18 protein-coding genes are annotated in these 13,800 nt (G+C 65.6%); 3 read left to right on the plus strand and 15 right to left on the minus strand.

What is annotated here, in order from left to right; all coding sequences use genetic code 11:
- Window positions 1-61 precede the first annotated feature (61 nt).
- Window positions 62-862: a thioesterase family protein gene (locus tag AC066S_RS21200; protein WP_478270521.1), complete on the plus strand. Its 801-nt coding sequence runs from the start codon at window positions 62-64 to the stop codon at window positions 860-862.
- Here AC066S_RS21200 and AC066S_RS21205 read toward each other — a convergent pair.
- The 14 genes from AC066S_RS21205 to AC066S_RS21270 all read right to left on the minus strand — a co-directional run bounded on the left by AC066S_RS21205 (window position 850) and on the right by AC066S_RS21270 (window position 11,968).
- Window positions 850-1,674: a helix-turn-helix domain-containing protein gene (locus AC066S_RS21205; RefSeq protein WP_478270522.1), complete on the minus strand. Its 825-nt coding sequence runs from the start codon at window positions 1,672-1,674 to the stop codon at window positions 850-852. The two genes, AC066S_RS21200 and AC066S_RS21205, sit on opposite strands and share 13 nt — an antisense overlap.
- A 41-nt stretch (window positions 1,675-1,715) precedes the next feature.
- Window positions 1,716-2,537, minus strand: a complete 822-nt coding sequence (locus tag AC066S_RS21210; RefSeq protein WP_478270523.1) for a helix-turn-helix domain-containing protein — start codon at window positions 2,535-2,537, stop codon at window positions 1,716-1,718.
- Between the two features lie 103 nt (window positions 2,538-2,640).
- Window positions 2,641-3,732 carry a YeeE/YedE family protein gene (locus tag AC066S_RS21215; RefSeq protein ID WP_126260812.1) on the minus strand — a complete coding sequence of 364 codons (1,092 nt, stop codon included), beginning with the start codon at window positions 3,730-3,732 and terminating at the stop codon, window positions 2,641-2,643.
- A 166-nt stretch (window positions 3,733-3,898) separates the two neighbouring features.
- The gene (locus AC066S_RS21220; protein WP_478270524.1) at window positions 3,899-4,804 is read right to left on the minus strand and encodes an alpha/beta hydrolase; all 906 of its coding nucleotides are present in this window, start codon (window positions 4,802-4,804) and stop codon (window positions 3,899-3,901) included.
- 13 nt (window positions 4,805-4,817) lie between these two features.
- The gene (locus AC066S_RS21225; RefSeq protein WP_135169140.1) at window positions 4,818-5,282 is read right to left on the minus strand and encodes a DsrE family protein; all 465 of its coding nucleotides are present in this window, start codon (window positions 5,280-5,282) and stop codon (window positions 4,818-4,820) included.
- Window positions 5,279-5,971, minus strand: a complete 693-nt coding sequence (locus AC066S_RS21230) for a c-type cytochrome (protein WP_164718978.1) — start codon at window positions 5,969-5,971, stop codon at window positions 5,279-5,281. The genes AC066S_RS21225 and AC066S_RS21230 overlap by 4 nt, the downstream gene beginning before the upstream one ends.
- Window positions 5,955-7,226 (minus strand): sulfite dehydrogenase, encoded by a 1,272-nt coding sequence (soxC, locus tag AC066S_RS21235; protein WP_478270525.1) that lies wholly within the window; start codon window positions 7,224-7,226, stop codon window positions 5,955-5,957. The genes AC066S_RS21230 and soxC overlap by 17 nt, the downstream gene beginning before the upstream one ends.
- A gap of 6 nt (window positions 7,227-7,232) precedes the next feature.
- Window positions 7,233-8,924, minus strand: a complete 1,692-nt coding sequence (soxB, locus tag AC066S_RS21240) for a thiosulfohydrolase SoxB (protein ID WP_478270526.1) — start codon at window positions 8,922-8,924, stop codon at window positions 7,233-7,235.
- Between the two features lie 27 nt (window positions 8,925-8,951).
- The gene (soxA, locus tag AC066S_RS21245; RefSeq protein ID WP_478270527.1) at window positions 8,952-9,773 is read right to left on the minus strand and encodes a sulfur oxidation c-type cytochrome SoxA; all 822 of its coding nucleotides are present in this window, start codon (window positions 9,771-9,773) and stop codon (window positions 8,952-8,954) included.
- Between the two features lie 28 nt (window positions 9,774-9,801).
- On the minus strand, window positions 9,802-10,128 hold the full coding sequence (gene soxZ, locus AC066S_RS21250) for a thiosulfate oxidation carrier complex protein SoxZ (RefSeq protein WP_135169136.1): 327 nt from the start codon (window positions 10,126-10,128) through the stop codon (window positions 9,802-9,804).
- Window positions 10,129-10,146: 18 nt separating this feature from the next.
- Window positions 10,147-10,599 (minus strand): thiosulfate oxidation carrier protein SoxY, encoded by a 453-nt coding sequence (soxY, locus tag AC066S_RS21255; protein WP_478270528.1) that lies wholly within the window; start codon window positions 10,597-10,599, stop codon window positions 10,147-10,149.
- Between the two features lie 18 nt (window positions 10,600-10,617).
- Window positions 10,618-11,061 (minus strand): sulfur oxidation c-type cytochrome SoxX, encoded by a 444-nt coding sequence (gene soxX, locus AC066S_RS21260; protein WP_126260803.1) that lies wholly within the window; start codon window positions 11,059-11,061, stop codon window positions 10,618-10,620.
- Window positions 11,062-11,192: 131 nt separating this feature from the next.
- Window positions 11,193-11,774: a SoxW family protein gene (locus tag AC066S_RS21265; RefSeq protein ID WP_478270529.1), complete on the minus strand. Its 582-nt coding sequence runs from the start codon at window positions 11,772-11,774 to the stop codon at window positions 11,193-11,195.
- 8 nt (window positions 11,775-11,782) lie between these two features.
- Window positions 11,783-11,968: a hypothetical protein gene (locus AC066S_RS21270; RefSeq protein ID WP_478270530.1), complete on the minus strand. Its 186-nt coding sequence runs from the start codon at window positions 11,966-11,968 to the stop codon at window positions 11,783-11,785.
- Here AC066S_RS21270 and AC066S_RS21275 point away from each other — a divergent pair.
- Window positions 11,967-12,581: a hypothetical protein gene (locus AC066S_RS21275; RefSeq protein WP_478270531.1), complete on the plus strand. Its 615-nt coding sequence runs from the start codon at window positions 11,967-11,969 to the stop codon at window positions 12,579-12,581. The two genes, AC066S_RS21270 and AC066S_RS21275, sit on opposite strands and share 2 nt — an antisense overlap.
- A 10-nt stretch (window positions 12,582-12,591) precedes the next feature.
- On the opposite strand, the gene AC066S_RS21280 is transcribed toward AC066S_RS21275, so the two are convergent.
- Entirely contained in the window at window positions 12,592-13,323 is a 732-nt protein-coding gene (locus AC066S_RS21280) for a cytochrome c biogenesis CcdA family protein (protein WP_478270532.1), read from the minus strand.
- A gap of 79 nt (window positions 13,324-13,402) precedes the next feature.
- Between AC066S_RS21280 and AC066S_RS21285 the strand changes: the two genes are divergently transcribed.
- Window positions 13,403-13,786 carry a thioredoxin gene (locus AC066S_RS21285; RefSeq protein WP_478270533.1) on the plus strand — a complete coding sequence of 128 codons (384 nt, stop codon included), beginning with the start codon at window positions 13,403-13,405 and terminating at the stop codon, window positions 13,784-13,786.
- The last annotated feature ends 14 nt before the right edge of the window (window positions 13,787-13,800 follow it).

A 13,800-nucleotide genomic window follows, 5' to 3' on the forward strand; every position in this document is an offset into this window, starting at 1 on the left:
CTCCGGCCCGCCGGGATACTCGCGGTCACGATCAAGCCCCGGGATCAGGAAGGAGACCGCGATGAGCGCCATTTTCAAGCCGGACGGCCGTCGGTTCCGGGCCACGGAGCACGCCGGCGGGCCGTGGTCGCCGGACATGTTGCAGGGTAGCGCCACGACTGCCCTGATGGCCCGCGAGGTCGAGCGTCTTGCCGTCGATTCCGGCTTTGCGGTGCGGCGCCTGACCTTCGATTTGTGGCGACCGGCGGGCCTGTGTGCCTTCACGACCGTCGCCGAATTGCTGCGCGACGGCCGCAAGGCGAAGACCTTGCAGGTGCGGCTGATGGACGGCGAAACCGAGATCGGCCGCTGTACGGCGCTGCTGACCGCGCCGAGCGGAGAATCGCCCGCCGATCCTTTCGCAAGGGCCGCGGCGGTCGACAAGGCGCCCGAGGCGGGTGTGCCGCCGCCGGCCTTCGCACAGAAATGGAGCCGCTATTTCCAGAACGTCACGGTCCGGCTGATCGAGGGCGCGCTGGAGAAGCCGGGACCGGCGGCCGCCTGGATGCGGCTTGATGCCCCGCTGGTCGAGGGCGAGCCGAACACGCCGCTGCTGCAGGCGGTGCAGGCCGCGGACTTTTCCAGCGGCGTGGCGCAGATCGTCGACATGCGCGACTGGACCTTCATCAATCCCGAGATCAGCCTCTATTTTTTCCGCCCGCCGGAGGGCGAATGGATCCTGATCCGCGCCGCCACGCGCGTCGGCGCCAACGGTGCGGGCCTCACCTCGGCGACATTGAGCGACCGCAAGGGGCCGTTTGCCGAGGTGATGCAGGCCATGAGCTTCGAGCGGCGCGACGCCGCGCAAGCTCAGGCGTCCTGAGCCGCGAGCGCGACCAGGGTGGCCTCGGACCCGGCGTCCGCCGGCATGAACATCTCGACGCGAAGCTCCTGCAGCGTCACGTCCTGCGGCGTGCCGAGCGTCAGGACCGCGCCGATCAGGCCGATGCCGACATCGCCCTTGCGCAAGCGCACCTCGCAGAGCGGCCCTGGAACGGCGTGATCCCCGATCCCGACTGCGGGAAGCTCCGGCAGCCGCATCAATTCACGCCAGGTCGATTGCAAGGCCTCATCGAGCGGCGCGGCCATCGCTTCATGGCGCGCCCGCGCCAGCAGCGCCGCCGCGACGCCCGGCCAGTTCTCGACGAACGGCTTGATCTCGTCCGGCGCGAGGAACATCCGCATGTGGTTGAGCGGCCGCTGCATGCGCTCGGCGCCAAGCAGCATGGTCATCAGGCGCGATGCGGCGGCATTGGCCTGCTTCACGTTCCAGCGCCGATCGGTAACGATCGCGGGAAACGGCTCGTGCCGCCGGAGCAGAAGATCGATGGCACGTCGCGCGTCGGCAAGCTCGGGCGCGGCGAGATCGCGCTCGCCAAATTGCCGGGCGAAGCCGCCGGCCTCGAGCAGAGCATTGCGGTCGCGCAGCGACAAATCGAGAGCGGATGCAAGCTGCAGCAGAATGTCCCGGCTTGCTGCCGCCTTGCCGGTCTCGACATAGCTCAGATGCTTGATCGAGATGCCGGCCTCGAACGCCAGGTCCGCCTGGCTCAAGCTGCGTCGCGTGCGCCAGCCGCGCAGGAGATCGCCGACAGGGTTGGCCGGCCGCAAGCGCCGGAACGCGCGTGTATCCATCCCGGGGATTATGCGGGGGCGGCTACCGTCTGTAAACGCCGCTATGACAGCCTGGCCGCCATCTGCTTGAGCCGTTCGGCGGTGCGCTCGTCCGCCGGGAAGAAGGTTTCCAACGCCAGCTCCGACAGCGTGATGTCGACCGGCGTGCCGAATACCATGGTGGTGGAGAAGAAGCTCAGGATCTCGCCCTCGTGGCGCAGCTTGAAGGGGATCGCGACATTGTCGCTCGACAATGGCCCCGCTCGCGCCGGAATCGGATAGCTCTTGAGGTCGTTGTAGAGCTTGATCAGCTCGGGGTCCGCGGTCGCCTCGCATTGCCGGTGCAGCCGCTCCAGGAGGTGCCCGCACCACTCCGCGAGGTTGACCGTACGCGATGCCAGCGCCTCGGGATGGAAGGCGAGCCGCAGCACGTTGACGGGCTGGCCGAGCAACCGCTTGGGAATGCCGTCGAGCAGCGGCGCCACCATGCGGTTGGCCGACACCAGGTTCCAGTGCCGGTCCACTGCGAGCGCGGGATTGGGCTCATGGGCTTTGAGCACGAGATCGATGGCCTGGCGGGCTGATTTCAAGGCAGGATCCTCCAGGGGCCGCTGCTGGAATGCCGGCGCATAGCCGGCCGCGACCAGCAGCACGTTGCGCTCGCGCAAGGGTACGTCGAGGCGTTCGGCGAGCCTCAGCACCATGTCGCGCGAGGGCGCGGCGCGGCCGGTCTCGACGAAGCTTAAGTGACGCGCCGAGATTTCGGCTTCGCCCGCGAGATCGAGCTGGCTCATGCGGCGGCGCTGCCGCCATTCGCGCAAATGGTCGCCGATATGGACCGGTTGGCTGCGTTCGGTACGTGCCGTGGATGCATGTGCGTTCATGACTGAAAATCTAGCATGCAGGTGCCGGCCCTTCCATTACCTGCGAGGTCATGATTTCCGTCCCCTCTTGACTGCGGACGCGCGCACACTCTCTAAACTAATTTCAGGTGCCGGGCGCCGGCGAGCCCGCCGCCGGTCGGGCTTGCGGCAGGCCGGCGCGGTCGACGATCAAATCAGTGAGACCCGCCCCCAGCCACATGCCGCCGAGCACGAGCCAGGCGGTGAGCGCGAAGACCGAGGCGCCGGTCACGCCGGCGCCGACCGCGCAGCCGCCGGCGAGCATCGCGCCGAACCCCATCAGCACCGCGCCGAGCAGGTAACGGCGCATGCCGAGCCCGTCCGAAAATCCTTCCAGCTTCAGCTCACCCGCATGCGCCGCTGCGGCGAATGAGCCGAGGAACACGCCCGGAACAATGCCGAGGTCGAAGCCGAGCCGGAGCTGCGAGCTGTTCAGGACCAGCATCAGCAATTCGGCCGACGGTCCGCTGAAGGTGAGGCTCTTCAACGTCACCGGCGCGAACGAGGCCTGCGACAGCTGGTAGGTGAAGAGCCAGCCGGCCACGACGGCCGCTCCGGCCGCGAGCGCGGCGAGGATCAGCCGGCGCGGCAGCCGGCTGCGAAAGGCGAAGGACAGCCCCGCAATCAGCCACACGCCTCCGAAGGCGAGCTTCTCGGGCGTGCCGGCGCCGAACATCGCCATGATGTCGCGCGACGGGCCGCCGTCGACCAGCCACAGATTGGTCACCCACTCGCGCGCAGGCGACAACAAGCCGCGATAGGAAGCCTGAGCCGTGACCGCGAACACCAGGCCCGACAGCAGCGCCCTGAGATTGCCGTTGGCCGAGAGCACGAGCAGTCGGCTGGCGCAACCGCGCGCCAGGATCATGCCGCAACCGAACATCACCCCACCGGCCAGCGCACCGGAGATGCTGCCCTGCTGCGCAAGCTGGCGCGCCTCGGACACGTCGAGCCAGCCGAGCGCGACCAAACCTTGCGTGCCCACCAGCGCGGCGGCGAAGGTCAACAGCCACACTGCAAGGCGCGGCCCGCCCGCGCCGCGGGAGAATTCGACGGCGGCTGCGCGCAGGCAGAAGCGGCTGCGCTGGGCGAAGAATCCAAAGAGACCTCCGACCAGGAGGCCGCCCAGCCATGAAAGACGGTCTTCCCCCATGAGATCGATGAGTGTCGTCAGCACGGCCGCCTCGGCATTCCCTGGACTTGCCAATCTATCGCGAGGCGCGGCCGTGCTGTATGAGCGAGATCAAGCCCGGCGCGCCGCCCCACGCCCGTTCAGGGACGCAGATCGGCATGTCCCTGCTGTTGCGGCTCGGCGAGCCGCACCACGCGCTACGTGGTCCCGCCTAGCGTGTCTGCTTGATGAACTCGGCGATGCGGTCGGCGACGTCTTCCGCGAACAGGTCGCGGAAGAAATGATCGGCATCCTCGATTGTGTCGAGCTGCACCCTGCCGCCGCTCGAACCGGCCAGCGGCGCGAAGGATGCGGCCACATCCGGCACGACACTATCCTTGGTCGCGGCGAGCACCAGCACTGGCAGCTTCGCGCGCACCACGAGCGCCGCGGTGTCCTGGCCGGCGTCGGCACTGTAGAACGAGGCAAAGGACCGCGCCGTGACCACGGCATTGCGGCAATAGATGAAGCCGGGTACGTCCATCCACTCGCCGCCGCGCCCGGCCGCGACCGCCTTGGTCGCCTGCTCCAGCAACGGCTCGAGCGGCTTGCCATAGGTCTTGGCGTAGGAGGCGCGTAAATCGGCCTCCGCCTTTGCGGTCACCGGCGCCAGCAGCACCGCACCCGCCGCCGCAGGCGTTTCGTTCCCCGCCAGATAGCGTGCAACCTGGTTGCCGCCGCGCGAATGACCGAGCGCGAAGACGAGCCGCGACATGCCTTTCGCACGTGTCACCCAGGCGCCAATCTCGGCAACCGCATCGTCGGTGAGGTAGTCGTGCCGCACCGCACAATCATACATGCCGTTGCGGCGATCGAGCCCCAGCGACAGCGTATGCGCAAGCGAAGCAATACCGCGCTGCTCCAGCGCCTTGGCGAGGACCTGGATGACCTCCATGTCCTTGTGCGCGAGCGTGCCATGGGTCATCACGACGAGCGGTGTGTCCGGCGTCATCGCGTCAGGTGTCCGGAGCGTCGCGAGCGTCGAACGACCGGCGACCGACAGTTCAAGCTCCTGCTCGGCAGCGCTCGCAGGCCCCGCGAGCGCGAGCAAGACCGTCAGCCCCATCAACCATCGCATCGGCGGCGTCTCCTCATGGCCGGACAATTGTCCAGTTCTTTTCGGCAAGATCCATCAGCGCGGCAACCCCGACCTGGGCGACGCTGACGCCTTCGAGCAGCGGAGGCCGCCTGCCCTCCTTCGCCGCCAGCGTCTCCAGCGTGTTGCCGCAGGCGATGAAGCTCACATTGGGCATCGATTTCAGAAAATTCACCAGGCGCTCCTTCACCGGCGAACGGTCGTCGAGCAGCATGTCGAGGCCGCCATTGAAGGCGACCACCGCGATTTCGACGTCCTCGCCCTGCCCGGAATAATGCCGCGAGACGTTGGCCGCAACATCGAGGACCGCGCGCATCTTGACCGGGTCGTCGTCGCTGATCTGCAGCGCGAGCCTGTGAGGCTCAGGAGCCTGGGCCGCGGCCGGCGAGATTGTGATCAGCGAGCCGACAGCGAGAGCCGCATGCAGAAGTGTGCGGCGGCTCGCCCGGCCGCGTCTCACTCCACGCCCCGCGACTTCTTTTCCTTGCCGTCCTCAGGCGTCACGTCGATGGCGGCAGCACGCCCGGTAATCTTCACCGGGGCGATGCAATTCTTCATGCAGGGGTCTTTCTGCCAGAACGACTTCTCGCTGCTGGCGCGGTCGTCCATCACGAAACCCTGCTCGTTCGGCATCTTGATCGTGGCAAGGGTCTTCTTGTTCAGCTCGAAGTTCTGATCGGTGACGACGTCGTTGAGATAGAGGACGTAGGCGACCAGCGCATAATATTCGTCGACGGACAAGGAGCCCGTATTGCCGTAAGGCATGGCGTGCCTGATATAGTCGAACACAGTGGAGGCGTAGGGCCAGTACGAGCCCACCGTCTTGACCGGATTGTCCGAGGTCAGCGAGCCCTTGCCGCCCGCCAGCACCGGCCAGCGGCCGTTGCCCTCGCCGAACTCGCCGTGGCAGCTCGCGCAATTGTCCATGAACAGCTTCTCGCCCTGGGCGGCGGTGCCCTTGCCTTCCGGCAGGCCTTGGCCGTCGGGCCGCACGTCGATATCCCAGCCACGGATCTCCTCCGCGGTCGGCGCGCGGCCGATGTGGTAGCGCGGACCACTCTTGGCATCCGCCTTCTGCTGCGCAAACGCTGGGGCGCTCAGCGCGCAGGCGAGCAGCGCAGCTGCAATGAGCTCAAGCGACTTCGACATTCTCGACCTCACCATTGGCCTGCACATGCCAGGTCTGGATGCCATTGTTGTGATAGATGGAGTCGACGCCGCGGATCTTGCGCAGCTCGGCCTTGCTCGGCTGCACGTATCCGGTCTCGTCCTGGACGCGCGATTGCAGCAGCAGCGGCTCGCCGTTCCAATCGAATTCGTAGTAGAAGCGCGTCAACGCCTTGTCGAGAACCGGGCCATCGAGCCGCGCCGGCCACCAGTTGCGGCCACCGTCGAGCGAGACGTCCACGCGCTTGACCTTGCCGGCGCCGCTCCAGGCGAGCCCCGAAACGATGGTGAAGCCCTTGCCGTGCCTGATCGGCGCCTGCGGGCTCGGGCTCGTGATCACGGACTTCGCGTCCATCGACCAGGTGAAGCGACGCGCCTTGCCGTTCGGCATGAGGTCCGTGTATTTCGACGTCTCCTCCCGGGTGTGCCAGGGCTGGTCGCCGACCTTGATGCGGCGCAGCCACTTGACCCAGAGATTGCCCTGCCAGCCCGGCACCACGAGGCGCATCGGATAGCCCTGCTCGGGATAGAGCGCCTCGCCGTTCATCTTGTAGGCGATGATGCAGTCGTCGAGGGCCTTCTCGATCGGAAGGCTGCGATCCATCGCGGCAGCATCTGCACCCTCGACCAGCAGCCACTTGCCGTTGGTCTTGACGCCGGCTTCTTCCAGCAGCGTGCGCAGCGATACGCCGGTGTACTGCACGCAGTGGATCATGCCGTGGGTGAACTGGCAGCCATTGAGCTGGGCACCGCGCCATTCCATGCCCGAATTCGCCGCGCATTCCATGAAGTGGATGCGATTGACGCGCGGGTAGCGCTTCAGCTCCTCCAGCGTGAGGATCAACGGGCGCTCCACGAGCCCATGGATCATCAGGCGATGATCGGCCGGATCGACCTCGGCGATGCCGCCGTGATGCCGCTCGAAGCAGAGACCGTTCGGGGTGATGATGCCTTCGAGCTCGTGCAGCGGCGTGAAGCTCACCGAGGATTCGCGCGAGGCGGTCAGCCATTCGACGTCGCGCCGGACCACGTCCTTCTCGAATTTCGACGGCTTGCCGTACGGGCGCACGGCGACGCCCTCGCCGAGCGACTTGGTCCATTCAGGAACGTTGGGCGGCTGGTTGGCGGGATTGCCGGCTCCCGCCGCGGCGGGCTTGGCGAGCACCGACGCCGCGACGCCGGCACCAGCGGCGAGGAAACTGCGTCGGGATTGCCGGGAACTGTCCATCTTCGACATCGCTTCTCACGCTCCGGTAACTTTGACGGCCCGGTTGGGTTCGAGCCGAACGGTTTTCTGTCGCATCAGGTAGTTCGCGACGACGTCCCAGATCGGCGGCCCTTCGGTTCCTTCGTTGACGCTGGCCCAGCCCGCGACCTGGTATTCCCTCGCGGGATCGATCGGCGCGCCGGTCTTGACCATCTGCATGTCCGAGATGCGCTGCCCCTGCGGCTTGGTGACATCGATCGCGTAAGCAAGTCCGCCGATCCGCACCATGTCGCCGCCCTGCTGGTAGTAGGGATCGACGTTGAAGAGATTGTCGGCGACGTCCTCGATGATCTCCTTCAGCCGCGCGCCGGTCATGCCCATGCGGTAGACCGCGGGATAGGTGATCGCGGTTGCGTTGGTGACGTCCTCGAAGGTGATGTCCTGCCCCGGCAGCACGCTGGTCCCCCAGCGGAAGCCGGGCGACAACGCGATCTCGGCGTCGCGCTCCTGCAGCAGCGCCTGGCAGATCAGATCGTCGAACGTGCCGTTGAAATTGCCGCGCCGGTAGAGCAGCGAGTCGGTCTTGCCGAGCACCTTGGCGAGATCGGACGCGAACGGCTTGCGCACCTCGGCGATCTTCGCCGCCATCTCGGCGTCCGCCGCGATCACGTCGGAGAACAGCGGAATGAGCTTGTACCTGTAAGCCTTGACCTCGCCGTCGCGGACATCGAGATCGAGCCGCGAGACGAACTTGCCGGAGGAGCCCGACGCGATCAGCAGGGTCTTGCCGACCTTGACGGCCTCCGGCAGCGCGTCATGAGTATGTCCGGTCAGGATGACGTCGATGCCCTTGACGCGGCTTGCGAGCTTGCGGTCGACGTCGAAGCCGTTGTGGGAGAGCAGCACGACGAGCTGCGCGCCGCCCTTGCGCGCCTTGTCGACCTGCGCCTGCACATCCTCCTCGCGCACGCCGAACGACCAGGTCGGAACCATCCAGCGCGGATTGGCGACCGGCGTATAGGGGAAGGCCTGGCCCAGCACCGCGATCTTGACGCCGCCGCGCTCGATCATGGTCGAGGCCTCGAACGCCGCCTCGTTCCATTCGGTGTCGCGGATGTTGAGGCCGAGGAACGGAAAGCCGAGGCCTTCGATGGCCTGCTTGACCCGCTCGGTGCCGTAGGTGAATTCCCAATGTCCGGTCATGGCGTCGGGCTTGAGCAGCGCCATGCAGTCGATCATGTCCTGGCCGCGCGTCTTCAGCGAGGACCACGAGCCCTGCCAGGTGTCGCCGCCGTCGAGCAGCGCGACCTTGTCGCCGCGCTCGGCGCGGATTGCCTTGATCACGGTCGCGGCGCGATCGAGGCCGCCGATCCGGCCATAGCTTTTGGCCAGTGCCTCGAAATCCTCGGAGGTCAGGGCGTAGGCCGCCGACGAGCCGGGCGCGATCCCGAAGCGCGTCAAGAACTCCTTGCCGGTGACGTGCGGCGGAAGCCCCTTGGCCTCGCCCACCCCGAGATTGGTCGAGGGCTCGCGGAAATAGAGCGGCATCAGCTGGCCGTGGATATCGGTCACATGCACCAGCGTGACGTTGCCGAGCGGCTCGAACGCCAGCAATTCCTTCTCGGTCAGGCGCTGCTGGGCGACCGCCCGGGTCAGGCCGGAGCCGACACCGCCCGAGAGTGCCGCCGTTGCCGCGGCGACCTGAATGAACTCGCGGCGAGAGATCATGCGCAAGACTCCTGCAAGCTCATCGTTTCAGTTGCGCACCGAGGGCGTCTCGACCGGCAACCCGATGCCGCGCCAGGCCACATAGAGCTCGAGCGCGAGGAACTCGTCCGAAAGCGGCTTGAACGGCTCGGCGCGCACGTCGAACATGCAGCCTTCGAAACGCTCATGCAACGGCACCAGGCGCTGATCGCGCAGCCGATAGGTCGGAAAGCCGTTGGTCTGCCCCTGGCTCAGGAAATCGGCGCGCATGAACTTGCCATTGTTGCGCTCGTGGCAGGATTCGCAGGCCAGATCGAGCTGGCCGTAGCGCGTGTAATAGATCTGCTTGCCGCGCTCGAACCAGGACGACATCGGCCCGTCGGTCTTCACCGAGACCTTCATGCCGTGCGACTGATAGCGCACGAAGGCGGTCATGTCGGTCAGCTCCCGGGATTTGAATTTCCAGGGCTCCGCCTTCATGTGCTCGCTGCGGCAGATGTTGATGCGCTGCTCGATATTGACCGGCTTCTTCAGCTTGTCGTCCCATTTCGGCATGGCGGCGCCGACGCCCTTCATGCCGGTCTCGGCCTCGCCGTGGCAGCTCACGCAGGACTTGCCCTCGCTCCCCTCGACCTTCTTCCAGGCCTCCGCCGCGCGCTCCACGGCGAGGAATCCGGGATTTTCCAGATCGTCGTCCTGCAGCGCGCGGGTCTCCTTGCTGCGGAACTCGTAGCCGGAGATGATGGTCTTGAAGACGTGGCCGGGCGGCGCCGCGATGCCCTTGCGCTCGGCCTCCTCCGCGGACGCGAGCGTCGCAACCGATGCGGCGGCCACGATCGCAGCGGCCAACCCAATATATCGTGGCGCCATTCGAGCCTCCCTCAATGCGCGATGCGCATCATGCCTTGAGCGCGATCTTCTCTTCGGCCGTGATCACCGTGCCGTCGTCGTCCGTCCAGGAGAATTTGAACGTGCCGGCCTCGTCGATCCTGGCGTCGAACTGGATGTAGGGATTGGCCGAGATCGCCGGCTCCAGCGCGCAGGCGAACACCGGCTTGCCGTTGAACTCGCAGGCGAACTTGTTGATGATCTTGCGCGGAATGGCCTTGCCCTGCGCATCCTTGCGCTGGCCCGATTCCATCACGTGCGAAACCAGGGTCTTGATCTGGATGACCTCGCCCTTGGCGGCTTCCTTCGGAAGCTTGATGCGCGGTTTGTCTGCCATCTGTCTTCTCCTAAGCCCTTAGCCGCCGCAGCCGCCGATGGTGACCTTCACGGTCTTCTGCTCCGTGAACAGCGAACCGTCGCTCATCTTCGCGATCGCAACCACGTTCTGCGTGGATGCGAGCCGGATCCGGATCGAGGCTTCCGCCTTGCCCGACAACGACGTGAACGACAGCGTCGCCACGCCCGCATTCGGGTTGCCGTCCGCGACGATCAGAACGTCCTTGACGTAGGAGTCCGCGGTCATCGGGCTCTCGATGTTGATCGAGAGCGGCACGGTGTTGCCGTTCTCGGCAATTTCCGGCAGGTCGAGCGAAATCTTGCCCTTGGCCGGCTGCTTGCCGCCGGTGAACTTCTCGATCCACTTCGCCGCGTCGTTCGAGACCTCGGCATCGGCCGCCATCGGCATCAGGGTCAGCATGACGAAGCCGCCCCCGAGCGCAAATGCCTGCCGTCGATTGATGGCCTTCATTTCTAATCCTCCTCGCCGTCAGTTCAGCGTCTTGAGAAAAGCGATGACGTCCTCGACCTGCGCGGCCGTCAGAATGGACTTGCCGACGAATTCCGGTCGCACCCGGCTGAGGCCCTCGTTCCTGAAGAACGCGGGCATGACCGTGTTGGTGAAGATGCGCTTGGGGTCGGCGATGATGAGGCGCAATTGGGCCTCGCTGTAGCGGCCGGCGACACCGTCGAGCGACGGGCCGAACTCGCCGTGAAATTCCTGGGATTTCAGGCTGGTGACCTGATGGCAGGCCAGGCAATTGCCGAGCGTGCGCGTCAGGAACACCTTCTTGCCGGCGGCGGCATCGCCAGGCGCGCCGGTCAGGGATTTCGGCAGAGAATCATCGACGACGTCGAGCTTGATCGGCTCCTGCGCACAAGCGCTTCCGATCGTGAGACACCAGGCAAACGCAGCTGCAAGCGAGCGCCGCATGTTTCCTACCCCAGGGATGGCGAGGTGACGCCCGCCTCGTTCGTGACGGACCCGACGATCCATCACATTCATTTATTATGATATGTTGATGTCTTTGATCGCGTCAAGACATATTTGCGCGCGGCGTCGGACTAGCCGCTGGTGGCGAGGAAGTCCTTGAACGAGCCGCGCTCATAGGCGCGATCCCGCACGAAACGAAACATCGCGAGAAAATGCGGCGGCTTCAGATAGCCGGGCGCCCGAGCGACCTCTCGCGCCATCGGCTCCCGCTTTTCGATGCCGCTGGACGATGGCGGAAAGAACTGGAACGTCGGGGTGAACCTGATCCCGTATTTCTGGGCAAGGTCCTTCTCGGACAATTCCTGGCGGTCGAAGTCCGTCACCTTGCGGGATCCGACCAGATTGAGCTGGAGAACCTCGAAATTGTCGCGGATGTAGGTCGCAATGCCGGCATCTGCGAAATTCACCAGATGCGTTTCACGGCAATAGGGACAACCGCGCAACTCCCACATGATGGCGAGGCGCTTGCCGTTGGCGGCAGAGCTGTCGAGGTCCTCGCGCAGATCGAGAAAGCTCTGCAGAAACCAGGGCTCGTGATAGAGCCCGTCATCTCCGAGCGCGGGTTCGGCCACGGCCTCCCCGCGGCTCGCGGCGAGTGCGGCGCCCGAAGCCAATGCCAGAACATCTCGCCGCGTCGGCCTGAAGAGGTGCATCGGGAATTTCAACCTTGGACAATATTGCGGGTCGAGGCAGCTCTATTATAATATTCGAATACTCGAATGTAACAAGGATTTCCGATCTTGCGCTGCATCATGGTGCTGTTGGCGTGGTTGATCTCCGGAACGCTCGCGCTGGGCGCCGAGGGCGACAGCGCGAAGGATTTCGCAGCGGCGATGGAGCCGATCATGGCCAATCTGCGCACCGCCGCGAGCTATGCACGGACCGGAAACATTGCGCTGGCGCAGATGGAAATCGAAGAGGCCACAGCTACCTGGAAGCAGCTCGCGACACATACGCCCTTTCCCCACCCTCCTTACGCGCCTGTCGCGCTGACGGAATTTCTCGGTCGAGGCGGCGAGCGTCTTGGCGCGGCCGCGCGCGCGCTCGACGGCGGGGACGTGGTCGCCGCCGGACGAGAGTTGCTCCTGCTCCGCCGGTCGTTTCACGAGCTCAGGCGTCGATCCGGCCTCTACGGCCTTGCCGATTGCGTCTTCGAAATCGCACCCGCGATGGACAAGCTGCGCGTTGCGGCCACGCATTATGGCGAGCATCCCGCCCCGGCACGGGCCGAGGATACCATCGCCAGCGCAAGCGCATTCCGCGACCGTCTGCAACGCTGCAACGATTGGGCCCGGGCGGACGTGGCGGATACAAGTGAATTCCGCCGGCTGATCGACGGCGCGATCGCCAGCAGCACCGAGATCTCCCATGCGGCGATGGCCGGAGACGGGCCGCTCGTCCATCGCTACCTGATCGAGCTGCAGTCTTACGCGCAGCTTCTCGATTTCCGCTTCGGCTGAAGCGTGATGGTCAACCGATGCTGGTCAATGCAGGGAAATGCTCCAGCAGCCATTCCGAGACGGCCGGCATCAGCCCGGTCAGGAACATCAATCCGGTCGCGACCAGAAAGGCGCCCATCGTCTTCTCCACCATGGCCAGGTGCCGGCGGGCGCGCCCGAGCGCGGCGACGAAGCGACCGGTGAAAGCGGCAGCGATCAGGAAGGGAATGCCGGTCCCTGCCGAATAAGACAACAGCAGCAGAGCCCCCCTGGCAGTGGTGTCCTCGGACCCCGCCATGAACAGGACGGCCGCGAGAATCGGACCTGCACAGGGTGTCCAGCCGAACGCGAACGCCAGCCCCATGACGAAGGCGCCTGCAACGCCGGCGGGCCGGCTCTCGACCTGCAGCGTTGCGCTGCGATAGAGCAGCGGAATCCTGAGCACACCGAGAAAGTGCAGACCCATCAAGACGATCAGGAGGCCCGCGACGATGCCGAGCGTCGAGATATGGGCGGAGATGAAGCGCCCCGCAATCGAGGCGGTCGAACCCAGCGCCACGAAGACCAGGGAGAAGCCGGCTACGAAAGCCAAGGCAGAGACCAGGATGCGCGACCGCAATGCGGGCTGCCCATCGGAGAGATCCGAGACCGAGACCCCGGCCATGTAGCACAGGAACGGCGGGACCAGCGGCAGGATGCAGGGCGACAGAAACGACAACAGGCCAGCGACAAAGGCCGCACCAAGCGTGACATCCAAGGTCATTGTCCCCACCTATTACATATGCGAATTTAATGATATAAAGAACCAGGGAAGTCCAGAGGTCCGGAGGTCAAGGCGCGGGATGAGCCGACACGTCGCATTGCTCTTGGCATTGCTCCTGGCCGGCATCACGCTGGCGCTGCCGGCGACGGGATCCCGCGCGGCCGAACTGGTCATGTTCGAGCGGGCCGGTTGCGTCTGGTGCGCCCGCTTCGACTCCGAGATCGCGCCGATCTACGGCAAGACCGAGGAAAGCCAGGCCGCGCCGCTGCGCCGCGTCGACCTCGGCCGCCCCCTGCCCGCCGATCTCTCCGGAATTGATCCGGGTGCCTTCACGCCGACCTTCGTCGTGGTAAAAGAGGGTCGGGAGATCGGCCGCATTCGCGGCTATCCGGGCGATGCCTTCTTCTTCGGCCTGCTGAACCGCATCCTGACAGGTTCGGGATCGACGCCGGGCAGGTCGTGACCAGTGATGCCTAT

It is taken from the genome of Bradyrhizobium sp. CFUWI, from assembly GCF_056429085.1.